22 protein-coding genes are annotated in these 23700 nt (G+C 64.7%); 15 read left to right on the plus strand and 7 right to left on the minus strand.

Translation table 11 applies throughout. The features are described from left to right. Positions 1 to 26: 26 nt before the first annotated feature. The 4 genes from RFM68_RS22455 to RFM68_RS22470 form a co-directional block, all read right to left on the minus strand. Positions 27 to 1043, minus strand: a complete 1017-nt coding sequence (locus RFM68_RS22455) for an ABC transporter permease (RefSeq protein WP_320235203.1) — start codon at positions 1041 to 1043, stop codon at positions 27 to 29. Then, on the minus strand, positions 1040 to 2542 hold the full coding sequence (locus RFM68_RS22460) for a sugar ABC transporter ATP-binding protein (RefSeq protein WP_320235204.1): 1503 nt from the start codon (positions 2540 to 2542) through the stop codon (positions 1040 to 1042). The genes RFM68_RS22455 and RFM68_RS22460 overlap by 4 nt, the downstream gene beginning before the upstream one ends. A gap of 132 nt (positions 2543 to 2674) precedes the next feature. Continuing rightward, positions 2675 to 3646 (minus strand): sugar ABC transporter substrate-binding protein, encoded by a 972-nt coding sequence (locus RFM68_RS22465; RefSeq protein WP_320235205.1) that lies wholly within the window; start codon positions 3644 to 3646, stop codon positions 2675 to 2677. Positions 3647 to 3863: 217 nt separating this feature from the next. Next, positions 3864 to 4883, minus strand: a complete 1020-nt coding sequence (locus RFM68_RS22470) for an LLM class flavin-dependent oxidoreductase (protein ID WP_320235206.1) — start codon at positions 4881 to 4883, stop codon at positions 3864 to 3866. 274 nt (positions 4884 to 5157) lie between these two features. Between RFM68_RS22470 and RFM68_RS22475 the strand changes: the two genes are divergently transcribed. The 6 genes from RFM68_RS22475 to RFM68_RS22500 all read left to right on the plus strand — a co-directional run bounded on the left by RFM68_RS22475 (position 5158) and on the right by RFM68_RS22500 (position 10999). Next, on the plus strand, positions 5158 to 6075 hold the full coding sequence (locus tag RFM68_RS22475) for a MurR/RpiR family transcriptional regulator (protein WP_320235207.1): 918 nt from the start codon (positions 5158 to 5160) through the stop codon (positions 6073 to 6075). A 69-nt stretch (positions 6076 to 6144) separates the two neighbouring features. Continuing rightward, positions 6145 to 7149, plus strand: coding sequence for an ABC transporter substrate-binding protein (locus RFM68_RS22480; protein WP_320235208.1), 1005 nt, complete (start codon positions 6145 to 6147; stop codon positions 7147 to 7149). Positions 7150 to 7162: 13 nt separating this feature from the next. Further along, a complete protein-coding gene (locus tag RFM68_RS22485) occupies positions 7163 to 8965 on the plus strand; it encodes an ABC transporter permease (RefSeq protein WP_320235209.1) in 1803 nt (600 codons plus the stop codon). Beyond that, positions 8962 to 10005 (plus strand): ABC transporter ATP-binding protein, encoded by a 1044-nt coding sequence (locus tag RFM68_RS22490; protein WP_320235210.1) that lies wholly within the window; start codon positions 8962 to 8964, stop codon positions 10003 to 10005. Before RFM68_RS22485 ends, RFM68_RS22490 begins: the two co-directional genes overlap by 4 nt. A 26-nt stretch (positions 10006 to 10031) precedes the next feature. Then, the gene (locus tag RFM68_RS22495) at positions 10032 to 10787 is read left to right on the plus strand and encodes a COG4280 domain-containing protein (RefSeq protein WP_320235211.1); all 756 of its coding nucleotides are present in this window, start codon (positions 10032 to 10034) and stop codon (positions 10785 to 10787) included. Next, positions 10784 to 10999 carry a hypothetical protein gene (locus RFM68_RS22500; RefSeq protein WP_320235212.1) on the plus strand — a complete coding sequence of 72 codons (216 nt, stop codon included), beginning with the start codon at positions 10784 to 10786 and terminating at the stop codon, positions 10997 to 10999. The genes RFM68_RS22495 and RFM68_RS22500 overlap by 4 nt, the downstream gene beginning before the upstream one ends. Before the next feature lie 203 nt (positions 11000 to 11202). Here the strand turns inward: RFM68_RS22500 and RFM68_RS22505 are convergent, their stop codons facing one another. Beyond that, positions 11203 to 11835 (minus strand): methyltransferase family protein, encoded by a 633-nt coding sequence (locus RFM68_RS22505; protein ID WP_320235213.1) that lies wholly within the window; start codon positions 11833 to 11835, stop codon positions 11203 to 11205. A 223-nt stretch (positions 11836 to 12058) separates the two neighbouring features. On the opposite strand from RFM68_RS22505, the gene RFM68_RS22510 reads away from it, so the two are divergent. The 4 genes from RFM68_RS22510 (at position 12059) to RFM68_RS22525 (ending at position 15586) form a co-directional block, all read left to right on the plus strand. Then, positions 12059 to 12316, plus strand: a complete 258-nt coding sequence (locus RFM68_RS22510; RefSeq protein WP_320235214.1) for a hypothetical protein — start codon at positions 12059 to 12061, stop codon at positions 12314 to 12316. A 34-nt stretch (positions 12317 to 12350) separates the two neighbouring features. Then, positions 12351 to 13139: a COG4705 family protein gene (locus RFM68_RS22515; protein WP_320235215.1), complete on the plus strand. Its 789-nt coding sequence runs from the start codon at positions 12351 to 12353 to the stop codon at positions 13137 to 13139. A gap of 350 nt (positions 13140 to 13489) precedes the next feature. Further along, on the plus strand, positions 13490 to 14167 hold the full coding sequence (locus tag RFM68_RS22520) for a winged helix-turn-helix domain-containing protein (protein ID WP_320235216.1): 678 nt from the start codon (positions 13490 to 13492) through the stop codon (positions 14165 to 14167). Positions 14168 to 14212: 45 nt separating this feature from the next. Beyond that, on the plus strand, positions 14213 to 15586 hold the full coding sequence (locus RFM68_RS22525) for a sensor histidine kinase (protein ID WP_320235217.1): 1374 nt from the start codon (positions 14213 to 14215) through the stop codon (positions 15584 to 15586). A 24-nt stretch (positions 15587 to 15610) separates the two neighbouring features. Here RFM68_RS22525 and RFM68_RS22530 read toward each other — a convergent pair whose 3' ends face one another. Beyond that, on the minus strand, positions 15611 to 16480 hold the full coding sequence (locus tag RFM68_RS22530; protein WP_320235317.1) for a helix-turn-helix domain-containing protein: 870 nt from the start codon (positions 16478 to 16480) through the stop codon (positions 15611 to 15613). 106 nt (positions 16481 to 16586) lie between these two features. Here RFM68_RS22530 and RFM68_RS22535 point away from each other — a divergent pair, with 106 nt between their 5' ends. From RFM68_RS22535 to RFM68_RS22555, 5 genes are all read left to right on the plus strand, one after another. Beyond that, entirely contained in the window at positions 16587 to 17855 is a 1269-nt protein-coding gene (locus tag RFM68_RS22535) for an ABC transporter substrate-binding protein (RefSeq protein ID WP_320235218.1), read from the plus strand. A gap of 244 nt (positions 17856 to 18099) precedes the next feature. Next, positions 18100 to 18960 (plus strand): carbohydrate ABC transporter permease, encoded by an 861-nt coding sequence (locus tag RFM68_RS22540; protein WP_320235219.1) that lies wholly within the window; start codon positions 18100 to 18102, stop codon positions 18958 to 18960. A 13-nt stretch (positions 18961 to 18973) separates the two neighbouring features. After that, entirely contained in the window at positions 18974 to 19810 is an 837-nt protein-coding gene (locus RFM68_RS22545) for a carbohydrate ABC transporter permease (RefSeq protein ID WP_320235220.1), read from the plus strand. Between the two features lie 10 nt (positions 19811 to 19820). Beyond that, positions 19821 to 20906 (plus strand): ABC transporter ATP-binding protein, encoded by a 1086-nt coding sequence (locus RFM68_RS22550; RefSeq protein ID WP_320235221.1) that lies wholly within the window; start codon positions 19821 to 19823, stop codon positions 20904 to 20906. Between the two features lie 52 nt (positions 20907 to 20958). Continuing rightward, positions 20959 to 22989 (plus strand): aldo/keto reductase, encoded by a 2031-nt coding sequence (locus RFM68_RS22555; RefSeq protein WP_320235222.1) that lies wholly within the window; start codon positions 20959 to 20961, stop codon positions 22987 to 22989. A gap of 224 nt (positions 22990 to 23213) precedes the next feature. On the opposite strand, the gene RFM68_RS22560 is transcribed toward RFM68_RS22555, so the two are convergent. After that, on the minus strand, positions 23214 to 23642 hold the full coding sequence (locus RFM68_RS22560; RefSeq protein WP_320235223.1) for an Lrp/AsnC family transcriptional regulator: 429 nt from the start codon (positions 23640 to 23642) through the stop codon (positions 23214 to 23216). Positions 23643 to 23700: the final 58 nt, after the last annotated feature.

Consider the following 23700-nt stretch of genomic DNA (forward strand, 5'->3'; position numbering starts at 1 on the left):
CAACTCCGGGCGTTCTCCCGGAATGCTCAGCGAATCTTCCGCAACAGCCTCTCCCGGTACGCGTCTAGGATGACCGCGAGCACGATGACAAGGCCGATTACGATGGGTTTGAAATTGTCGCCGACGCCGAGCAGCTGCAATCCGGTGGAGAGCACCTGCAGGATACAGGCGCCGACCAGCGTGCCGATGATCGAGCCCTTGCCGCCGCTGAGGCTGGTGCCGCCGATGATGACGGCGGCAATGGCGTTGAGTTCGTAGCCGACGCCGGCGATCGGGCTGCCGATGTTGAGGCGCAAGAGGTAGACCATGGCAGCGATGCCGGCGGTGAGCCCGCTGATGGTGAAAGCGGCGACCTTGTAGAAGTCCGGATTGTGGCCCGACAGCCGCACTGCCTCGTCATTGGTGCCGACGGCGAAGATCATGCGGCCGAAGACGGTGAAGCGCAGCACGAACCAGCCGGCCGCGATCACCAGCACCGCGACCAGGAAGATCGACGGCAGGAAGCCGCCGATGATCAGATTGCCGAAATCGACGAAATTCTGCGGCAGGCCGGTGATGGTCGAATTGTCGCTGACGACGCGGGCCGCGCCCGCGGCCATGTTGAGCATGCCGAGCGTGACGATGAAGGACGGGATCTTCCAGCGCGTCGAAATCCAGCCATTGAGGAAGCCGCAGGCAGCGCCCGTCGCCATGCATGCGAGCAGCGCCAGCGTGATCGCGACGGCCGGCGACAGGCTCTCATTGATCATGACCGTCGCGCCGACCACGGTGCACAGCGCCAGCACCGAGCCGACCGAAAGATCGATGCCGCCGGTCAGGATGACGAAGGTCATGCCGGCCGCCAGCACCGTGTTGATGGCGATCTGCACGAAGATCTTCAGCGCATTTCCCGAGGTGGCGAAGTAGGGCGCGCTGGCCGAGAAGAACAGCGTGATCAGCACCAGTGCCAGAAGCACGCCGGCATCGCGCACCAGAAAGCGCAGGAACTTTGCTCTTCCGGGAGAAACAGGCGCCGCCACGGTTGCTTCGGACGTCTCGCTCATGGTCGCACATACTCCTGATAGGCGAGCGACAGGATGCGCTCCTGGTCGAATTCGGATCGCGACACCTCGCCGACGATCTTGTTCCTGGAAAAGACGATGATGCGATGGCACATGCCCATCAGCTCGGGCAGGTCGGACGACACCATGATGATGCCCTTTTGCGCCGCCGCCAGCATCCACAAGAGTTGGTAGATCTCGCGCCGCGCGCCGATGTCGACGCCGCGCGTCGGCTCGTCGAGGATCAGCGTCGAGGTGCCGCGGAACAGCCACTTGGCCAAAACCACCTTCTGCTGGTTGCCGCCGGAAAGATTGCGCACCGCCTGCTCGATCGAGCTCGCCTTGACGCGCAGCTGGCCGACGAGATCGTTTGCTGCCGCGCTCTCGGCGCGGCGGTTGAGCAGCCCTTTGCGCGAGACCTTGCCGAGGTCGGTGATGGTGATGTTCTTGTCCACCGGCATGTCGAGCAGCAGGCCCTGCCCCTTGCGGTCCTCGGTGAGGAGGCTCAAGCCATGCCGCACCGCGTCCTTGGGCGCGGCGATCGCCACCGGCTTGCCGTCGATCTCGACGACGCCGTCGAGCTTGGGATCGGCGCCGAACAGTGCCCGCATCGCCTCGGTGCGGCCGCTGCCGACCAGGCCGGCGACGCCGAGGATCTCGCCATGGCGGACGGCGAAGGAAATTTCCGGCGTTGCGGCATCGCGCTTCAGATTGGCGACGCTGAGCGCGACCTTGCCCGGCACGATCGCGGCATCGAAACCATATTCGTCGGCGATGTCGCGGCCGATCATCATGCGCACCAGGTCGGGCACGGCGAGGCCGTGGAGATCGCGGGTCGCGACCAGCCGGCCGTTGCGCAAGACGGTCACCCGGTCGCCGATCTCGAACACCTCGTGCAGCCGGTGCGAGATGTAGATGATGGTGACGCCCCTGGCCTTCAGCCGCTTGATGATGGAAAACAGCCGCTCGATCTCCGGCGGCGTCAGCGTCGCCGTCGGCTCGTCCAGCACCAGGAGCTTGCCGTCGTAGCTCAGCGCCTTGGCGATCTCGACCAGCTGCATCTGCGCCACGCCGAGCGCCTCGACCCGCGTCCTCGGATCGATGTCGAGGCCGACTTCCTTAAGCAGCGCCAAGGCGCGGCTGTTGAGCGCCTTGCGGTCGACGATGCCGAAAGCGCGGCGCGGCAGGCTTTCCAGCATCAGGTTCTCGGCGATGCTGAGATAAGGCAAAAGGTTCAATTCCTGATGCACGATGCGGATGCCGCTCTGCTGCGCATCATGCGGCGTCCTGGGCTGGTATGGCTGGCCGTTGAAAGCGATCGTGCCTGAGTCCGGCTGGTAGATACCGGCGAGCAACTTGATCAGCGTCGACTTGCCGGCGCCGTTCTCGCCCAGGATGATGTGGGTCTCGCCGCGCGCGATCGACAGCGACACGCCGCTCAGCGCGACGGCACCGGGAAAGATCTTTCCGACCCCTTCAAGGGAAAGAATTGCATTGTCCATTTGAGCGGGATCCTGAACTGCGCTCTTCGGCTCGAGGGCGGTACGAGCGCGCCGTCATCGCCGCCGGCACTTGCCGGCGGCGACGGTGAGACAAGCGGAACGCCGTAGGGAGTGCCGGCGCCCTGGCTCGCCTCAGGCGGTGATCAGCTTGACGTCGGTCTTGACCCAGCCGGAGAATTTCTCGCCGGCAAGCTCGCGCAGCCCGTAGTCGATGCCCATCGCCGCCATCTTCGCGCCGTACTGCTCGACGGTGGCGAGCATCTTGCCTCCCTTGAGCAACGGACCGACGGCCGGGATGTTGTCGAAGCCGACGACCTTGATCTGCCCCGACTTGCCGGCCGCGTCGATCGCCTTGACGACGCCGAGCGCCATCGAATCGTTGGCCGCCATCACGCCCTGGATGTCCGGATGCTGAGTGAGGAAGTTGGTCATCAGCGTGTTGGCCTCCTCTGTCTCCCAGTGCGCGGTCTTGGAGTCGAGCAGCTTCAGCTTGTACTCCTTTATCGAATCGTCGAAGCCGAGCTTGCGCTGCTTGGCGTTGTCGGCCTCGGGATTGCCCTCGAGGATGACGACCTTGCCGCCCTTGCCCAGCACCTTGCCGAGCGCGTCGCCGGCAAGCTTGGCGCCGGCCCGGTTGTCCGGACCGAAGAAGGCGAGGTCGATGCCGGCCTTCTTCTTGGCTTTTTCGTCGAGCGCGACATCGATGTTGATGACCTTGATGCCGGCCTTCAGCGCCTTGGCGATCGGCGTGACCATGGCCTTCGAATCGGCCGGCGCCACGACGATGATGTTGTAGTTCTGGGTGATGAAGTTCTCGATCGCGTCGACCTGCGCGGCGAAGTCGCGCTCGTCCTTCATGCCGACGGCGGCGAAATCGAACTTGTCCTTGTTCTTGGCCGCATAGTCCTCCGCGCCCGCCTGCATCTGCTTGAAGAACTCGTTGGCCAGCGACTTCATGACCAGGCCGACCTTCGGCTTGTCGGCGGCGAGAACCGGGCCGAGCGGCAAAGCGAGCGCGCCGGCGGCCAGCGCGCTGGTCTTCAGGAATTGGCGACGCGAGAACTGGCCCAGATCGAGGCCGTGCGTATTCGAAATCTTGCTCATGCTTTCCTCCACTTGATTAGGCAGTAATCGGTTGCGTAACCGATTACGTGACAAAGTAGAGCGCGGATTTGCCAGGTGTCAATATCGCGATCGGGGTTGCCGAGGCCACCGGCGCCGAAACTGCCAATCTCCCCCACAAGGGACCCGCGAGGGGGAGATTGCGCGCTCGGTCATCTTCGCCAATCGCCGAGAGGGCTAGCTCGGCGCGGAACCACCCTCAACGCCAGCCCAGCGCCGGCGCGACGTGCTTCAGGATCGCTTCGATGACATGGGCGTTGTAGTCGACGCCGAGCTGGTTGGGCACGGTGAGCAGCAGCGTGTCGGCCTCGGCGATCGCCTCGTCTTCCTTGAGCTGTTCCACCAGTTTGTCCGGCTCGGCGGCATAGGTGCGGCCGAACACGGCGCGCTTTTCCGGCTCGATATAGCCGAAGTGGTCCTGGCCCTCGCTGCCGCCGAAATAGGCGCGGTCCATGTCGTTGACGAGCGCAAAGATGCTGCGGCTGACCGAGACACGCGGCTCCCTGGCGTGGCCGGCTTCCTTCCAGGCGGCGCGGTAGGCTCTTATTTGCTCGGCCTGCTGGATGTGCAGCGGCTGGCCGCCCTCGTCGAATTTCAGCGTCGAGCTCTGCAGGTTCATGCCGAGCTTGGCCGCCCATACGGCGGTGGCGTTGGTGGCCGCGCCCCACCAGATGCGTTCGCGCAAGCCGGCCGAGAACGGCTCGAGCCTGAGCAGGCCGGGCGGATTGGGAAACATCGGCCGCGGGTTGGGCTGCGCAAAACCTTCGCCGCGCAACAGGTCGAGGAAGATCTCGGCGTGTCGGCGCGCCATGTCGGCGTCGCTCTTGCCCTCTTCCGGCACGTAGCCGAAATGGCGCCAGCCATCGATCACCTGCTCGGGCGAACCGCGGCTGATTCCCAACTGCAAACGCCCGCCGGCGATCAGGTCGGCCGCACCCGCGTCCTCGGCCATGTAGAGCGGGTTCTCGTAGCGCATGTCGATGACGGCGGTGCCGAGCTCGATGCTCTTGGTCCTGGCGCCGGCCGCGGCCAGCAGCGGGAAGGGCGAGGCGAGCTGCCTGGCAAAGTGGTGGACGCGGTAATAGGCGCCGTCGGCGCCGAGCTCCTCGGCCGCGACCGCGAGGTCGATCGACTGCAAGAGCGCGTCGGCGCCCGAGCGGGTGCCCGATTGCGGCGAGGGCGACCAGTGCCCGAACGACAGAAACCCGATCTTCTTCATGTGCTCCGTTCCAGCTCGTCGCGGTCCATTGAACCGCTCGAAATTCTTCTGTTGCTGCAGATAGCCGGAGCTGTGCAGCGATTCAACGGACACCGAACGGATACAGACCGTCAATCGGCGCGGGATCCGGACACCCTTGGTATCGAGACGTTCGCCGAGATGCCCGGCTGTCGCGATTGCGAAGCTCGCCACTGTCATATGGCTGTAATGAACATTTCGGATCGTCCATGCCGTAGCGATTGCTACGATCTTCCCTGGCGAATGGCCGACCATCATGACATCCGACGATCCCGAAGACAGGCAAAGCGCTTTCGACGATCGCGTCGAGACGGCGCTGGAAACCCTGCCGCCGGCCGAGCAGCGCATGGCGCGTTTCTTCGTCGGCCAGAAGCAGGCGGTGCTGCTTGGGTCGGCGGCCGAGATCGCCGCCCTTGCCGGCACCAGCGATGCGACCGTGGTGCGCACCGCTCGCTCGCTCGGCTTCGAAAGCCTGTCGGCGCTGCGCCAGGTGCTGCTGGCGGACCTGACCGGCACGGCCTCGCCGGGCAGGCGGCTTGCCCGCACCTTGCAAGAGACAGGCGGCGACAGCGCCTCGGCGCTGCGCCATGTCGTCGGCCTGCATGAAAGCGCGCTCGAAGCGCTGAAGCGGCCCGAGATGGAAGCGGCCTTCGCCCGCGCCGTCGATATACTGGCGGCGGCCCGCCGCCGTCACGTCTTCGGCATCGGCCCGTCGGGCGCCATGGCCGAATACGCGGCCCTGCAATTCAACAGGATCGGCTTGCCGAGCAGCGCGCTCTCGGTTTCCGGCGTCTCTCTGGCCGACCGCCTGCTGTGGCTGGGGAGCGGCGATGCCGTGTTGATGATGGCCTACGCTCCGCTTTACCGCGAGGTCGAGATCGTCCTCGACCAGGCCGGCCTGCATGAGGTGCCGGTGGTGCTGATCAGCGACAATCTCGGGCCGCTGGTGTCCGACAGGATAGCGGCGACGCTGCCGGTGCCCCGCGGCAAGGCCGACCATCTCGCCACCCATGGCGGCACCATGGTGCTCATCGAGGCAATGATCATCGCCCTGGCGGCCAAGGTCGGCGAGACCGCGTTCGACAGCCTGGACCGGCTGAGCGGCCTGCGCGGCGCGATCGACAAGGCATGGATAAAGCGTGGGACACGCAAGAAGTCGATGCTGCTGACATAAAAGTGTCAGCTAAATTGTTATAATATAGAATTGGCATTACTTTGCCTAATCGAACAACAGGAGAGCGAGATGAAAATAAAGACAACGCTTGGACTTGCGTTGAGTTTGACGGCTCTGTCCATCGCCGCGCCGGCTTGCGCCGCCGACCTGGTGCTCTACGACGCGCTCGATTTCGCCGCTCCGGTCGCCAAGGCCTTCCAGGCCAAGACCGGTCTGACCGTCGACGTCGTCGAGCCCGGCAGCACCGGCGAGACGCTGGGCAAGATCGCCGCCGAGGGCGGCAATCCGCAATTCGACATCGTCTGGATCGACGGCTCCGCCGTGATGGAGCGCATGGCGGCCGACCATGTGCTGCAGCCGGTCCCGGCCGCGGCCTTTGACAAGATCGCCTGGACCGACCTCGGCAAGTCGCTGATCCCGCAAAGCCACGCTTTCCTGCCGACCGGCACCAGCACGACCGCGATCGAGGTCAACACCAAGAAGGTCAAGGCCGACAAGATGCCGAAATCCTGGGCCGACCTGCAGGGCTTCGCCGGCAGCGTCGCCGCCAAGGACCCGAACCTTTCCGGCCCGGCCTATCAGTGGCTTGCCGGCTTCTTCCAAACCAATGGCGTCGATGCCGGCAAGGAACTGCTCGCCAGGACGCTGACCAACAAGTCGCTCTCTGGGCTCTCCAGCGGCGGCAAGGTCAACAAGGCCGTGCTCACCGGCGACGCCTCGGTCGGCATCAACCAGGACAGCGCCATCTTCTCCAAGATCGCCGCCGGCGAGCCGGTCGTCGCCGTCTATCCGAGCGAAGGCTCGGTCTCGCTGCCGCAGGGCCTCGGCATCAGCGCCAAGACCCAGCATATGGATGCAGCGCGCAAGTTCATCGAATTCGTTACCAGCGCCGATGGCCAGGCCGCGATGCAGAACGGCGACGACACCGACTTCTTCTACATTCCGATCGTCAAGGGCGTGAACCCCAAGCCCGGCCGCCAGACCAACATCGCCTACACGCATCTCGATGACACCGTGGCTTCCACGCACGAAACGGAATGGAAGCAGTGGTACAAGGACAAGTTCGTCCAGTGACCGGACAATGACGATGGTGCGCACTCCCGATGCCGCGGCGCTCGCCGGCGGCATCGGCGCGAGCGGGTGGGCGGGCAGGCGCCTGCCCGCGCTGGCTCGCCTGGGCGGGCCGGCGGCGGTCCATGCCGTCTTCGCGCTGCTGATCGGCCTGCCGCTCGCGCTCGTGCTGCTGCAGGCCGTCATGCCGGGGCTGTTCGCTGTCGACGGCGCGCAAGGCCTCTTCAGCGCCGAACCGCTCATCCGCGTCTTCTCCTCTCCCTCCGTCGCCGCCTCGATCCTGCATTCGCTCGAGCTCGGCCTGCTCGCGGCCTTCACCACGACGGTACTCGGCGGCGCCTTCGCCCTGCTGGTGCGGCGCTGCGACATCCCGCTTCGCGGCGCCATGTCGCTGGTGCCCTGGCTTGTGTTCCTGACGCCGTCCTATCTGAAGGCGCTGGCCTGGGTGCTGCTGATGTCGTCCGGCGGCTATCTGGCGCAGCTCGGCCTGTTGCCACCGTCGCTCGGTGCGTCCTTCTTCGGACTGGCCGGCCTGGTCTTCGTGCATACGCTGAGCCTCTTCCCGCTTGCGGCATTCATCATCGGCAGCGCGCTGGCGGGACTTGGCAGCGAGCTGGAGGACGCGGCGCGCCTGTCGGGCGCCGGACCGCTGCGGATCTGGCTGCGCGTCAACGGTCCATTGCTGGCGCCGGCGATCGTGCTGAGCTTCATCGCCACCTTCGCCGAGGTGCTGTCCGATTTCGGCCTGGCCTCGACCATCGCCAGGATGTCGAGCTTCGGCGTGCTGACCTATGGCATCTATGCCGCGGCAAGCGACTATCCGGTCGACTTCCCCGCCGCCGGCGCGCAGGCGCTCGTGCTGCTGGCGCTGGTTGTGCTCGTCGTCGTGGCCGACAGGCTGCTGCGCCGCCGCGCCGATCCGCACCTGATTTCCGGACGGGCCAGGCCGGCCCGGCACTATCAGCTCGGCGCGTGGCGCTGGCTCGTTCTGGCGATGGCGGTGCTGGTCGCCTTCCTGGCGCTGATTTTGCCGCTCGGCGCGATCGCGGTGAGGGCGCTCACCAGCACGCTCGGCCACGGTCTGGCGCCGGACAATTTCACTTTGGCCAATCTCCGCGCGGCGCTCAGCTTGAACACAGCCGCCAATGACGGGCTAATGCGCAGCCTTTTTTATGCCGGCTTTACAGCCGTCATCGCCAGCACGCTGGCTCTGCTGCTTTCCGCCCAGCTCGATCGTTCGAGCGCCGTCATGCGCACCGCTGTGCTTGGCCTGTCGCTCGGCGCGGTCGCGATACCTGGCATCGTGCTCGGCTTCGGCTACATCCTGGTCTGGAATCGGCTGCCCGGCTTCCGCGACTGGCCGTTCCCGCATTATGGCGATGGCTCGCTGCTGGTAATGGGCTATGTCGCGGCGGCGCTGCCCTATTGCCTGGTGGTCATCCTCTCGGCCATCGGCCAATTGGCGCCGAGCCTGACCGACGCCGCGCGCCTCTCCGGCGTCGGAGCGGGCCGGCGTCTCCTGTCGGTGACCTTGCCGCTGATCCTGCTCAGCGTCGTCACGGCCTTTCTGCTCACCTTCATCCGCACCGTGTTCGAATTGCCGATGTCGCAGATGCTGATCCCGCAAAGCGGTCCGCCGGCGCCGACCCTGATCTTGAAACTGTTCAGCCACGATCGCGACGGGCTGGCCTGCGCGATCGCGCTTGCCGCCATGACCGTTGCCGGCGGCGCGGCGGCGTTGATCTGGTATCCGCTCAGGCGCTTCGTCACCTTCGGCCTGCCGCAAGGCATCGCAGCCGCGTCGGGAGAGCCGTCATGACCGCCTCGCTCCATTGCGCCGGCATCTCAAAGTCGCTCGGTGGTCGCGCCGTGCTCAGCAATCTCGATCTCGCTATCAAGGCCGGCGAGGTCGTCTCGCTGCTCGGCCCGAGCGGGTCAGGCAAGACCACGCTGCTGCGCGGCATCGCCGGACTGATCGACCCCGACAGGGGCACAATCACGCTGGGCGACCGTGTCGTCTGGAGCGAAAGATCCTTCCTTCCGGTGGAAAAGCGCCGGATCGGCATGGTGTTCCAGGACTACGCGCTGTGGCCGCATATGACGGTGGCGGGCAATCTGTCGTTCGGGCTGCGCGCGCAGCGCCTCGCCGAACCCGAGATCGCCGCTCGCGTCGGCCATGCGCTGGAGGTCACGCGGCTCGCGCTTTATCGCGACCGCTACCCGTCGGAGCTGTCGGGCGGGCAGCAGCAGCGTGTCGCCATCGCCCGCTGCCTTGCGGCGCGGCCGGCCTTGATGCTGTTCGACGAGCCGCTCAGCAATCTCGACGCGGCACTGCGCGAGGACATGCGCATCGAGATGATGGAGCTGGTGCGGCGCGAGGCCGCGACCGTGATCTACGTGACGCATGACCAGGCCGAAGCCATGGCCGTTTCGGATCGCATCGCCGTGATGCGCGACGGCCGCATCGCCCAGTTCGACACGCCGCGGGCAATCTACGAGGCGCCGGCGGATTCCTTCGTCGCCGGCTTCATCGGCGGCTTTTCGGTGGTGCCCGGCACCGTGCGCGACGGGCTGTTCAGCGTGCAGGGCGTCGCCGCCGACAGCTTGCGAACGCCCGGCGCCAAACCCGGCGACGGCATGCTGGTGGTGCGGCCGGAGGATGCGCGGCCGGCCGAGGCGCATCCCGGAAACCGGCTGCAGGGCAAAGTGCTGTCGAGCGCCTTCCAGGGCCGTTGCTGGCGGCTGGCGGTGGAGCTTGGCCCGCAACGTGTCCGCCTCGACTGGCCGGAAGCGCCGCCGGTCGGCTCGTCGCTGGCGTTCTCGCTGCCGCCGGAGCGCTGTATCGTTCTCGCCAACTGATGATTCCCGAACTATAGGATGCCTGCATGCATGGCCTGACACCCATACTTTCCACCGTGACGGCCTCTTTCCTGGCGTCCTTCGTCGAAGTCGTCGAAGCCTTTACCATCGTGCTTGCCGTCGGCGTGACGCGAAGCTGGCGGCCGGCGCTGACCGGTGCTGCCCTGGCGCTCATCCTGCTTGCGGCGCTGGTGCTTATTTTCGGGCCGCTGCTGGCGCTCGTCCCGATCACCGTCCTGCAATTCGCGGTCGGCGTGCTCTTGATCCTGTTCGGCATGCGCTGGCTGAGGAAAGCGATCCTGCGGAGCGTCGGCGTAATCGCGCTGCATGACGAGGAGCAGGCCTTTTCCAAGGAGACAGAAGCCTTGCGGCGGCAGGCCAACGACCGCCGCGCCGACTATCTGGCGGCCGTCGCGTCGTTCAAGGCGGTGCTGCTCGAAGGTGTCGAAGTGGTGTTCATCGTCATTGCCGTCGGCGCCGCGCACGGGCAGACGCTCTATGCCGGCCTCGGCGCGCTGGCCGCCTTCGTGCTGGTGATGCTGATCGGCCTTGCGGTGCATCGTCCTTTGGCGCGCGTGCCCGAGAATTCGCTTAAATTCGTCGTCGGGCTGATGCTGACCAGCTTCGGCGTGTTCTGGACCGGCGAAGGCCTCGGCGCCGCGTGGCCGGGCGAGGACCTCGCCTTGCTCGCCATTTTCGCCATCATTGCCGCGGCGTCCTTCGCCATCGTGCGCTGGCTGCGCAGCACTTACCCGGCAGCCGCCGAAGGAGTTGCCCGATGACCGTGATCCGTCTTGTCTTCAAGGAGCTCGTCGGCATGTTCGTCGACGACGGCAGTCTTGCGCTGCTGGCGCTGATCCTGATCGCGCTGGTCACCGCGGCGGTAAAGCTGATGGCGCTGCCGCCGCTCATCGGCGGCTTCCTGCTTCTGGTCGGCTGCCTGGCAATTCTTCTGGACAGCGCGCGCCGCGCCGCGCGCGGGAGAGCGCGCTGATCAGCGTTCATTTTCCGTGAAATCAGCGCAAACGCTGGAGATTGACGGAAACCCCTCAACTTCGTCATCCACGGGCGGAGCGACGCGAAGCGGAGCGCAGACCATAGGATGACGATCGCGATGGGCGTTTCGGCCAAATCTCCAACGCATGCCGCCTGCCAAGGCAAACATAGCCGGCCGGTCGAAATTCTGTGCTGGGGAAACTAGTAGACGGTGAAAAGCGTCGGCAGATCGCCGCTGAGGCGGAAATACTCGACCGCCTCGATGACCGGAAACAGCGCCAGGAAATAGAGTCCGTCGCGGAACGTTCTCCGCAGCGCGCTCGTCGAGAACAGCCAATGGTCCTCGTCGCGGTAAAGCAGCGGGTTCGGCCAGAAGCGCGGCGTGCGTTCGGCATAGGCCGCATGGACGGCGCCGAACTTGCCGGCGAGGTATTCGGCCTCCTTGCGCGCCGTGAACCGGAAGACGAGGAAGCTTGCCAGGCCGAGCATCGTGGCCGCCAGCACCGAGCCGAACATCAGCCCGATACCGGCCGCGCCGACGGTCGAGAAGAAATAGAGCGGGTTCTGAGTCATCGAGAATGGGCCGCACACGACCAGCTCGTCATTCTTCCTGCCGCCGACGAAGAGGATGCTCCACAGCCGGCCAAGGAAGCAGGCCAGCACCATCACAAACCCGAGCGCCTCGACGACTTCGTGCCCGCCTGACCCCTCGGCCAGCGCCGGCTTGCTGAACAGGAGCAGTATGACGGCGAGCACCGCGGCCACCTGCACGACGATCAGGCGCTTGTGCTGGTCGAACGCTTTCGGCGCCGATTTGAGGGATGCGTAAGCCATTCTTTTATCACCGCTCCGGCGCCGACAGGGGACGCCGAGCCTCTCCTAGCTCTTCCGCCGCGGGATGACGAGGCCCGGAGGATGATTTTGGCCAATCTTACAAATTTGTAAGCCCGCGGACAGGCTGCAGTGAATTCGCCTGCCTAGCCTGACGATCGCCGCGCCGAATTTGAGGCGGCTCGAAAAGGCGCCGAACCCCGGCCCTCAACGTCAGGATAAAATCATGAACAAATTTGCCGTTGCTTTCGCTTTTGCCGCCACCGCGATCACCATCCCCTTGGCATCGGCCGTTGCCGCCCCGACGCCTTGCGAGACCGCGCTGAAGGACCTGCGCGCCGCCGAAGCCAAAGCGACGCTCAACGATGCCGATAAGAACAAGGTTTCCGAACTGGAGACGAAGGGCATCGAGCGCTGCAACGCCGACGACGACAAGCGCGCCGACGACTTGTTCGCCCAGGCCACGAAGATCCTCGGCAAGTAAATCACCCCAAAAAATCCAAAGACAGGATACCGCCATGACCTCGCTAGCCATTGGACGAGCTGAGCCCACGTTGAATCGGGTCCCGGAAGTCACCCTCGATTTCTGGCTGATCAAGGTCATGGCGGTGACCATGGGCGAGACGGCGGCCGACTATCTGGCCGTCAATCTGGGCCTCGGCCTCACCGTCACATCCTTGATCATGGGCGGCATCCTCATCGTCACGCTTATCCTGCAATTCGCGCAGAACCGCTACGTGCCCTGGGCCTACTGGCTCGCCGTCGTCCTGATCAGCATTGTCGGTACTTTGGTCACCGACAACCTCGTCGACAATTTCGGTGTGCGGCTGGAGACGACGACGATGGTTTTCTCGGTCGTGCTGGCACTGACTTTCGTGGCCTGGTACGCGAGCGAAAAGACGCTCTCGATCCACACCATCTTCACCACCAGGCGCGAGATCTTCTACTGGCTGGCGATCCTCTTCACCTTCTCGCTCGGCACGGCCGCCGGCGATCTGGTCGCCGAGCGCTTCGACATGGGTTATCTCGCCACCGGCCTTATCTTCGGCGGCGTGATCGCGGCGATCGCCTTCGCCTGGTTCTTCCTCGGCCTCAACGGCATCCTCGCCTTCTGGCTCGCCTATATCCTGACCCGGCCGCTCGGCGCCTCCTTCGGCGACCTGCTCTCGCAACCGGTCGAATATGGCGGCATGGGCTTCGGCACCACCGTCACCAGCCTGGCTTTCCTCGGCTGCATCGTGGCCATCGTCCTTTACATGACGCTGAAGCGAATGATCGACGAGGACGAACAGGCCCTGCTCGACTAATGCATGTCGCCCAAAAGTGCGCAGCGGTTTTGGGATAACGACATGCATCAAAACAAAGACTAAAAGCGCGTCGCCTGAATCCGTTTTTCGGGCGACATCATGCTCTATCTCGCCTCTCGCAAAAAAGTGTAACGGTTTTCCGTTCGGAAATGCGTAAAAACAAAGAGATAATGCATGTCGCCCAAAAGTGCGCAGCGGTTTTGGGATAACGACATGCATCAAAACAAAGACTTAAAGCGCGTCGACTGAATCCGTTTCATCGCGACGCGCTTTAGGCAACCAGCCAAGAAAAAGCCGCAGCCGGCGCTACCATGCCGGCGAGGCCGAGGCGGCAAGGACGGCACGGGGCGATGCGACTTCTGCTTGTTGAAGACGATCCGAGAACCGCCGACTATATCGTCCGCGGGCTGACCGAGGCCGGCCATGTCTGCGACCTGCTGCGCGACGGCCATGACGGCCTCTTCGCCGCGACCCGCGACGCCTACGACGTGATCGTGGCCGACCGCATGGTTCCCGGCCTCGACGGCCTGTCGATGATCAAGGCGGTGCGCGCCGCCGGTATCCGCACGCCGGCTATTTTCCTGACCTCGATCGGCGGCGTCGACGACCGCGTCGAGGGCCTGGAAGCCGGCGGCGACGACTATCTGGTCAAGCCCTTCGCCTTTTCCGAGTTGCTTGCCCGCATCCATGCGCTCGGCCGCCGGCCGGCGGCGCAGGAGCAGAAGACGGCGCTGCGCGTCGCCGACCTCGAGATGGACCTGATCCAGCGCCGCGTGACCAGGCAGGGCCAGCCGATCGACCTGCAGCCGCGCGAGTTCAGCCTGCTCGAAGTGCTGATGCGCGGCGAAGGCCGCGTCATCACCCGCACCATGCTTCTTGAGCGCGTCTGGGATTTTCATTTCGACCCCAAGACCAGCGTCGTCGAGACGCATATCAGCCGGCTGAGGGCCAAGGTCGACAGGCCGTTCGACGTGCCGCTGATCCACACCGTGCGCAACACCGGCTACAGCCTGCATGTTCCGGCCTGATCATCCGCCCGCACTTGCGGGACAGCCAACGGCAATCGCCATCGCATGAGCGGGACGCGTCTCAGCCTCGCGCGCAGCACGCCGTTCCGGCTGGCCCTGACCTTTGCTTTCCTGTTCGTGCTTGCCTTCATCCTCTCCGGCGCGATCGTTTATCAGCTGATGAGCGACGACCTCTCGAGGCGGCTGGATGAATCGATCAAGGAAACCTATTCGGTCGTCGCCGTGACCTATGCGGAGAGCGACCGGGAAGACCTGATCTCCACCGTCAACGACCATGCCCAGCTCAATGCGGACAAGGAGCAGCTTTTCTCGCTGACGGATCAGAACGGCAACCGCCTGGCCGGCAATTTCACCGCCTCCGATCTTCCCGACGGCTTTTCGATGTTTGCCGTCAGGCTGCCCGGCGTGCCGCCCGACACCATGTACCGCGCCTATACGGGCGAGGTCGGCGACAAGAATCTGACGGTAGCCTTCTCGATGTCGGACACGGAGGAGCTGGAGAACATCGTGCTGATGAGCTTCGGCTGGGGCACGCTCTTCATCACCGGCCTCGCGGTCGCCGGTGGCGCGCTGCTCGCCTCGCGCGTCCAGCGGCGTTTGGATGGCATCGCCAGCACCATGGTCGACGTCTCGCATGGGCGGCTCGATGCGCGCATCCCGCTGATCGGCAATGGCGACGACATCGACGCCGTCTCCGGCCAGGTGAATGCCGCGCTCGAGCGCCTGTCGGCCCTGGTCGACGGCATGCGCGAAGTGAGCGCCAACATCGCGCATGACCTCAAGACGCCGCTCAACCGGCTGCAGATGATCCTGGAATCCGCCGCCGACAAGACGGTGTCGGGCGAGGATGTCTCCGGCGAGTTGACCGACGCACGCGCCGAAAGCCAGCAGATCAACAGCACCTTCGACGCCTTGCTTCGCATTGCCCAGATCGAAGCCGGCGCCCGCAGGGCGCGCTTCGTCGATCTCGATGTCGGCCCGGTGGTCGAGACCATCGGCGAAGTCTACGCCGATGTCGCCGAGGATGACGGCAAGTCGCTGTCCACAAAGGTCGTTCCGGATACGAAATGGTATATTCACGGTGATCGGGACCTGCTGATGCAGATGCTCGCCAATCTGGTCGAGAACGCGCTCAGGCATTGCCCGCCTGGCACCGCGATCGAGCTCTCGGTGACGTCGGGAGGCAGCCACGTCCTCATTCATGTCAGCGACAACGGCCCGGGCATCCCCGCCGAGGAGCGCGAAAACGTGTTCCGCCGGCTCTACCGGCTGGACACGAGCCGAACGACGCCGGGCAGCGGCCTGGGCTTGAGCCTCGTCAAGGCGGTGGCCGACCTGCATGGCGCCGCCATCGTGCTGGAGGATCGCAATCCCGGCCTGGGCGTGACCGTCAGCTTTCCGGCCCTGAAGCCGGCCTGAACGGGTTCACGTCGCGGTTGATGATTACCGCGCGGCGCCCGCGCGGCGGAAATCGGAAGGCGACATGCCGGCGAGCTTGCGGAACGACTTGTTGAAGGCGCTGAGCGAGCCGAAACCCGATTCCATGGCGACCCTCAGCACATTGGCATCCTGATGCATCAAGAGCGCCTGCGCGTAGCTCAGCCGCAGCAGATTGACATATTCGTTCAGCGTCATGCCGGTCGATTTCTTGAACAGGCTCATGGCGTATTTGGGGTGGATGTCGGCGGCCGAGGCGATGGTCACGCAGTCGATGTCGTAGAGGAAATTCTCGGCGATAAAGTCGCACATGCGCCCGACATTGCGCGAGGATTGCTGGTCGAAGGGATTGCCTGCCCCTTGCCCGGCCGCGCTTCCCGGCACCAGGCGGTAAGGCTCGAAGCGCACCCGCTCGAGCCGAAGCAGCAGCTCGTTGACCGCATGCTCGGCCTTCGCCGCGTCGCCCGAGCGCGCATACTCGTTCCAGCGCTTGAAATTGTCGTTGTCCGACTGGTCGGTCGCGTTGGTCACCAGGGTCGCGCCGGTCATCAGCCGGTGGCGTATGTCGGCCGGCAGGTGCAGGCGGAAGAAATGTACCAGCGGCAGATGCGCTCCGGCGTAGACGGCGTCGTCGGAGAGGTCGTCCATCTGGTGCGGCAGGCCGCCCCAGAACAGGCACATCTCACCGGCCGATAGCGAAATCTCGTGATCGTTCATCTTGTAGTGCACGCTGCCGCGAACGATGAAATTCACCTCGACCTGGGCATGCCAGTGCGGCTTGAGCATAACCAGTGGTTGTGTGTGGAACATCTGCAGCTTTAGCGGCATGCCTTCCACGCTGCTGGCGCCAGGCTGGTAGAACGGCCTTTCCGGCATCTTACTTTCCGCCAATTTTCTTTTCCCTTTGTCGGGGACAAGCCTTCCGCGCCGCATAGTCTAGTCACGCTCACAGTGAGAGAGCAAACGAAATGGGAGGATTTCAATGCGCACTACACTGACCTGCGCCGCGCTTTTGCTTGCCCTGGGCTCCGGCCCGGCCCTGGCGCAGTCCGGCGAGATCACCATCTGGAGCTGGAACATCGCGGCTTCGTCGCTGAAGTCGACGGTCGAGGGCTTCAACAAGAAATATCCCGACATCAAGGTCACGGTTCAGGACCTCGGCAACCAGCCGACCTATGACAAATCGATCGCCGGCTGCGCCGCCGGCGGCGTCGGCCTGCCCGATATCGTCTCGATCGAGAACGGCGAGGCGGAAAACTACTGGAGCCAGTTCCCCGACTGCTTCGTCGACCTGCACACGCTGGGCTATACCGCCGAGGACCAGAAGAAATTCCCCGATTTCAAGCGCACCGAGCTCGAAGTCGGCGACAAGGCCTATGCGATGCCCTGGGATTCGGGCCCGGTTGCCGTCTTCTACCGCCGCGACTTCTACGAGAAGGCCGGCGTCGACCCGGCCTCGATCAAGACCTGGGACGATTTCATCGCCGCCGGCAAGAAGATCCAGGCCGCCAATCCGGGCGTGACCATGACCAATGCCGATTTCAACGGCGACACCGAATTCTTCCGCATGATCTCCAACGAGCAGGGCTGCGCCTATTTCGCCGAGGATGGCCAGTCTATCACCGTGGCCGAGCCGAAATGCGTCGACGCGCTGACCAAGGTCAAGGAGATGAAGGACGCCGGCATCGTGTCGTCGGCGGACTGGTCGACCAAGATCACCAACAACACCGCCGGCACCGTCGCCACCCAGGTCTATGGCGGCTGGTATGAGGGCACGATCCGCACCGAATCGGCCGGGGAAAGCGGCAAATGGGGCGTCTACCTGATGCCGAGCCTCACCGCCGACGGCCCGCGCGCCGCCAATCTCGGCGGCTCCTCCCTGGCCATCACCTCGGCCTCGAAGAACAAGGAAGCGGCCTACGCCTATCTCAAATACACGCTGGAGACGAATGAGGGCCAGATCACCATGCTGAAGGATTTCGGCCTGGTGCCGTCGCTGATCTCGGCGCTCGACGATCCTTACGTCGCGCAAGGCCAGCCCTATTGGGGCAACCAGGCGGTCTGGAAGGATATCCTGACCACGCTGCCCAAGGTGGTGCCGAGCCGCGGCACGCAATTCCAGAGCGATGCCGAGATCATCCTGCGCGCCGTGCAGACCAAATATCTGGCCAATGGCTATCCCGACGCCAAGGCGGCGCTCGACGACGCCGCCAAGCAGATCGCCGCAGCGACCGGCCTGCCCGTGAAGTAGCGTTACTCTCCTTCTCCCCTTGTGGGAGAAGGTGGATTGGGGCGCAGCGCCAAGACGGATGAGGGGTGTTCCAGCGGAGTGAGACGTTGGTTTTCCCTGGAACACCCCTCATCCGGCCGCTTCGCGGCCACCTTCTCCCACAAGGGGAGAAGGCAAGACAGGACAGCGCCGAGATCGACAATTGGCGCTGCCCCTGGCAGGCCGGCCAAAAAATCCGAAGGCGAAAGGAAGGAGGGAGAAAACGATGCGCCACCAGAACGCCACCGCGTATCGCTTCCTCACGCCTTACCTCCTGATCTTCGCCATCTTCTGGATCTGGCCGATCATCAGCTCATTCCTGATCTCCTTCCAGGCGACGCGCACCGTGCCATGGCGCTTCGCGCCGACCTTCAACTGGGGTCGCCTGATCGGCGACCCCGCCTTCTACAACGCGCTCAAGAACACGCTGCTGATCCTCGTCATCCAGGTGCCGGTGATGATCTCGCTGGCCATCGTCATGGCGGTGCTTCTGAACTCGCCGCTGCTGAAAGCCCGCGGCCTCTACCGCTTCGCCTTCTTCGCCCCGGTCGTGGTCGGCGAGGTCGCCTATTCGGCGGTGTTCCGGCTGATGTTCAGCCTCGATTTCGGCATCATCAACAAGCTCTTGAACAGCGTCGGCCTGCCCAAGGTCGACTGGTTTTCCAACGTCACGCCGGCGATGGCGCTGATCATGATCGCGGTGACCTGGCGCTGGGCCGGCTACAACGCCATCATCATCCTTGCCGGCCTGCAGTCCATACCGGAGGACGTCTACGAAGCGGCGACGCTCGACCGTGTGAGCAAGGTGAAGCAGTTCTTCCACATCACCTTGCCGCTGCTGAAGCCGGTCATCGTCTTTTGCGCCGTGCTGTCGATCATCGGCACAATGCAGCTCTTCACCGAGCCGTTCCTGATCACCGAGCGCGGCGGGCCGGGCGGCGGAACCGAGACGCTTGGGCTGCTGCTCTACCGCCAGGGCTTCCGCTCGCTCAATTTCGGCTACGCCTCGGCCGTCGCCTACACCATGGCGGGGCTCGCCATCGCCATCACCCTGGTGCAGCTCTGGCTGACAAGAGAGCCGAAATGACGGGGGAGCCGAAATGACCTCGCGTTCCCAAGCCAGGCTCGGGCGCAGCATTGCGCTGCATCTTTTCCTGACGCCGCTGGCCCTGATCTGGCTGTTCCCGCTGTGGATGATGGTGGTGTTTTCCACCATGCCCGACAACGGCATCTTCAGCCCCGGCATCGAGCTTCTGCCGCATGGCGGGTTCCTCGACAATGTCAATAATCTGCAGCGCGACACCAACTTCGTCGGCGCCATCGGCATCTCGGTCTCGGTGGCGGTGACCTACACCGTCCTTTCCGTCCTGCTCACCTCGATGGCCGGCTGGGCGCTGGCGCGCTACGAATTCCATGGCAAGGGCGCGGTCGTGGCGATCATCTTCGGCACCATCACGCTTCCCTATGCGGTGGTTTTGATTCCGCAATTCATCATGGTGGCGCGCGACTTCGCTTTAGCCAACACCTGGATCGCGCTGATCGTGCCGCCGCTGTTCAATTCGCTGGGCGTTCTCTTTATGCGCCAGGCTTTCTCGATGATGCCGGCCGAGCTGTTCGACGCCGCGCGCGTCGAGGGCGTCAAGGAATGGCGCATCTTCCTGTTCGTGGCGCTGCCGCTGGCCCGGCCGATGCTGGCGGCCCTGGCCATCATCCTCTTCCTCGCCTCATGGAACAACTATCTCTGGCCGCTTTTGATCAACAGCCAGCCCGGCGCCATGACGGCGCCGGTGGCGCTCGGCACGCTGATCGGGCTGACCAAGGTGTCGTGGGGAGGCATCATGGCCGGCGCCGTGATGCTGACGGTGCCCATGCTCATCGTCTTTGTGCTCTTGCAGCGCCATTTCATCGCCGGCATCGCCGCCGGCGCCGTCAAATAGAAAGGACACGATGGCCGCCGTCACGCTCACCAATGTCGTCAAGCGCTTCGGCCTCTTCGAGGTCGTCCATGGCGCCAACATCGACATCGCCGACGGCGAGTTCGTCGTCTTCGTCGGTCCGTCCGGCTGCGGCAAGTCCACCTTGCTCCGGATGGTCGCCGGGCTGGAGGATATCAGCGGCGGCGATATCGCCATCGGCGGCAAGGTGATGAACGATGTCGAGCCGGCCGACCGCGGCATCGCCATGGTGTTCCAGTCCTACGCGCTCTATCCGCACATGACCGTGGAGCAGAACCTCTCCTTCGGACTGCGCATGAACGGCAACCCGAAGGCCGACACCGAGCGCCGGGTGAAACGCGCCGCCGAGATCCTGCGCATCGACGAATTGATACAGCGGCGGCCGAAGCAATTGTCCGGCGGCCAGCGCCAGCGCGTCGCCATCGGCCGGGCCATCGTGCGCGAGCCGCAGGTGTTCCTGTTCGACGAGCCGCTCTCGAACCTCGATGCGGAGCTCAGAGTCCAGATGCGGGTCGAGATCTCGCGCCTGCACAAGGAGCTCGGCGTCACCATGATCTATGTGACGCACGACCAGACCGAAGCGATGACGCTGGCCGACCGCATCGTCGTGCTGAAGGCCGGCAATGTCGAGCAGATCGGCGCGCCGCTCGACCTCTACGACGACCCGGCCAACCGTTTCGTAGCCGGCTTCATCGGCTCGCCGAAAATGAATTTTCTCAAGGCGAGGGTCGTCGAGACATCCAACAGCGCCGCGACCATCGAGCTCGTCAATCACGGCAGCGTGCGGCTGCGCAAACCGCTTTCCGAAGCTTTTCCCGCCATTGGCGCCGAGGTCGTACTCGGTGTCAGGCCGGAACATTTCTTCGAGGCCGGCGAAGGCGGTTGCGACATTCCGGTCAAGGCCGACGTCGCCGAACATCTCGGCTCGGTGAGCTACGTCTACGCCAACGCCGGACCCGAGGAGCTGATCGTCGAGCGCGAGGCCTCGCGGCAGCGCGCCAGCGGCGACCATTTCACCGTTTCGATCAAGGCGGACCGTTCGCTGCTCTTCGACAAGGCAGGCGCGCGGATTCGCTGATTTTTCTTTCGCCTATCGCGCGGCGGGGCGGCGACCCATGGAGAATTTCGACATGACATCCAAGCAAAAAATCCGCTGGGGCATTCTCGGACCCGGCAGCATCGCGAAATCCTTTGCCGGCGGCGTGGCGCAGTCGCGCACCGGCGAACTGGCGGCGCTCGGCGCCCGCAACCCCGCCAAGCCGGGCCTTGCCGAGACTTTCCCGGGCGCGCGCATCCTCGACGGCTATGACGCGTTGCTAGCCGACAGCGACGTCGACGCCGTCTACATATCCATCCCGCATCCCGGCCATGCCGAATGGGCGATCAAGGCCGCCGAGGCCGGCAAGCACGTGCTGTGCGAGAAGCCGCTGGCGCTGACCGCCTTCGAGGCCGACGCCGTGATGCATGCGGCGCGCAAGGCCGGCACGTTCCTCGGCGAGGCCTTCATGTACCGGCTGCACCCGCAGACGCTGCAACTGGTCGAGCTGATCAAGTCGGGCGCCATCGGCGATGTTCGCATGATCAAGTCGAGCTTCGGCTTCGCCATGCCGGGCTTCATGCCCGACCACCGGCTCTATGCAAACGACATGGCCGGCGGCGGCATACTCGATGTCGGCGGCTACCCCGTGTCGATGGCGCGGTTGATCGCGGGCGCCGCGGTTGGGCAGCCTTTCCTGGAGCCCGACAAGGTGGTGGGTGCTGCCCATCTCGGCCAGTCGGGCGTCGACGAATGGGCCTCGGCGCTGCTGCACTTCGCCAATGGCATTGTCGCCGAGGTTTCCTGCAGCATCTCGCTCAACCAGGACAATGTCCTGCGCATTCTCGGCACCGAGGGTCAAATCGAAGTGCCGGACTTCTGGTTCGCCGGTGGCAACCGCGATGTCGGACCGGGCCGGATCGAAATGATCCGGTCCGGGGCCGCTCGCGAGGTGATCAGCCTCAACGAGACCCGCCACCTCTATTCCTTCGAGGTCGACGCCGCCGGCGAGGCGATCCTGGCCGGACGGCAGGAATTCGCCTGGCCAGGCATGGGCTGGGCCGACAGCCTTGGCACGCTGCGCGTGCTCGACAAATGGCGCGCCGCTGTCGGCCTCGAATATGAGATCGAGAAGCCGGCAAAACGCGTCAACACGATTTCCGGCCGGCCGCTCCGCTCCGGCGGCACCGCCATCGGCAAGCGCGCTATCCCTGGTCTGCCGCGCCAGGCCTCGCTTCTGGCGCTCGGCTTCGAGGACTTCCGCACCTTCTCCTCGGGATCGATCCTGCTCGACGCCTATTTCGAGGCCGGCGGCAATCTGTTCGACACCGGCTTTGTCTACGGCTCGGGCTACACCGAAGCGCTGCTCGGCCAATGGCTGGCCAATCGCGGCGTGCGCGAGCAATCGGTGATCATCGCCAAGGGCGCGCATTCGCCGCTCTGCTATCCCGACGTGATCGGCAGGCAGCTCGCCCAGTCGCTCGACCGGCTGCGGACCGACCATGTCGACATCTACTTCATGCACCGCGACAATCCGGACGTGCCGGTCGGCGAATTCGTCGATGCCATGGACCGGGAGGCAAAAGCTGGCCGCATTCGCGGCCTGTTCGGCGGCTCCAACTGGACGATGGAACGCATGGACGCGGCCATTGCCTATGCCGAGAAGAACGGCAAGCAGAAGCCGGGCGCGCTCTCCAACAATTTCTCGCTGGCCGAGATGCTGGAGCCGATCTGGGCGGGCTGCGTCACCGCGTCCACCGATGCCTGGAAGGCCTGGCTGGCGGCAAGGCAGATGCCGAACTTCGCCTGGTCGAGCCAGGGTCGCGGTTTCTTCACCGAACGCGCCGGGCGCGACCGGACCGACAATGAGGAGCTGGTGCGGGTCTGGTATTCGGAAAAGAATTTCGGCCGCCGCGACCGCGCCATCGAGCTGGCGAGGAAGCTAGGCAAGAGCCCGATCCATGTCGCGCTGGCTTACGTGCTGGCGCAGCCCTTCCCGTCCATGCCGCTGATTGGCCCGCGCACGCTGGACGAGCTGGAGGACAGTCTCAAGGCGTTGGATATTTCGCTGACGCCGGACGATGTGGCGTGGCTGGATGAGGGGCCGGAGAGAAGGAGGGCGTAGAGGTCTACATTCGAGATTGGCGAACCCGCTGTGAAGGCCAATCTCCCCCCCTTGCGGGGGAGATGCCTGGCAAGGCAGAGGGGGGTGCTGTCCCGCCGGCCTCTTCAATTAGCTTCAGGGTGAGGCAGCACACGAACTGGCCAAGTCGGCGTTCCTTCACACCCCCCTCTGGCCTGCCGGCCATCTCCCCCGCAAGGGGGGAGATCAGCAGTTCCGCCGTCCCGCTACCGATCCACCCTTGTCGACAAGATAATCGACGACGACGTCCGCTCCACGCCGTCCATCGCCCCGATCCGGTCCAGCAGCGCGTCGAGATCCCTGATCGACGGCGCGTCGACGATGACGATCATGTCGAAGTTGCCACTGACCGAATGCAGCGTCCTCACCGGCGGCAGAGCCTGCAGCGCGCGCACCACCTTGTCGGCGAGCTTCGGCGTGACGGTGAGCAGCACATGCGCCCGGACCAGACCCTGCTCATAATCGGGCGCCAGTCGCACGCCATAGCCGACAATGATGCCGCGCTGTTCCAGCCGTTCGATCCGGCTCTGCACCGTGGTGCGCGACACGCCGAGCTGCCGCGCCAGCTCGGCCGTCGAGGCGCGGGCGTTGGCGCGCAGCAGGGAAAGCAGGGCTTGTTCGGCTTCCGTGAGCATTTCGACGAAACCCTCCGGCAAATTGCTTAAAGTTCAGCTTCATATTGCCAGATTCCAC

This window comes from Mesorhizobium montanum, from assembly GCF_033977145.1.
In the GTDB taxonomy this organism is placed as follows: domain Bacteria; phylum Pseudomonadota; class Alphaproteobacteria; order Rhizobiales; family Rhizobiaceae; genus Mesorhizobium; species Mesorhizobium montanum.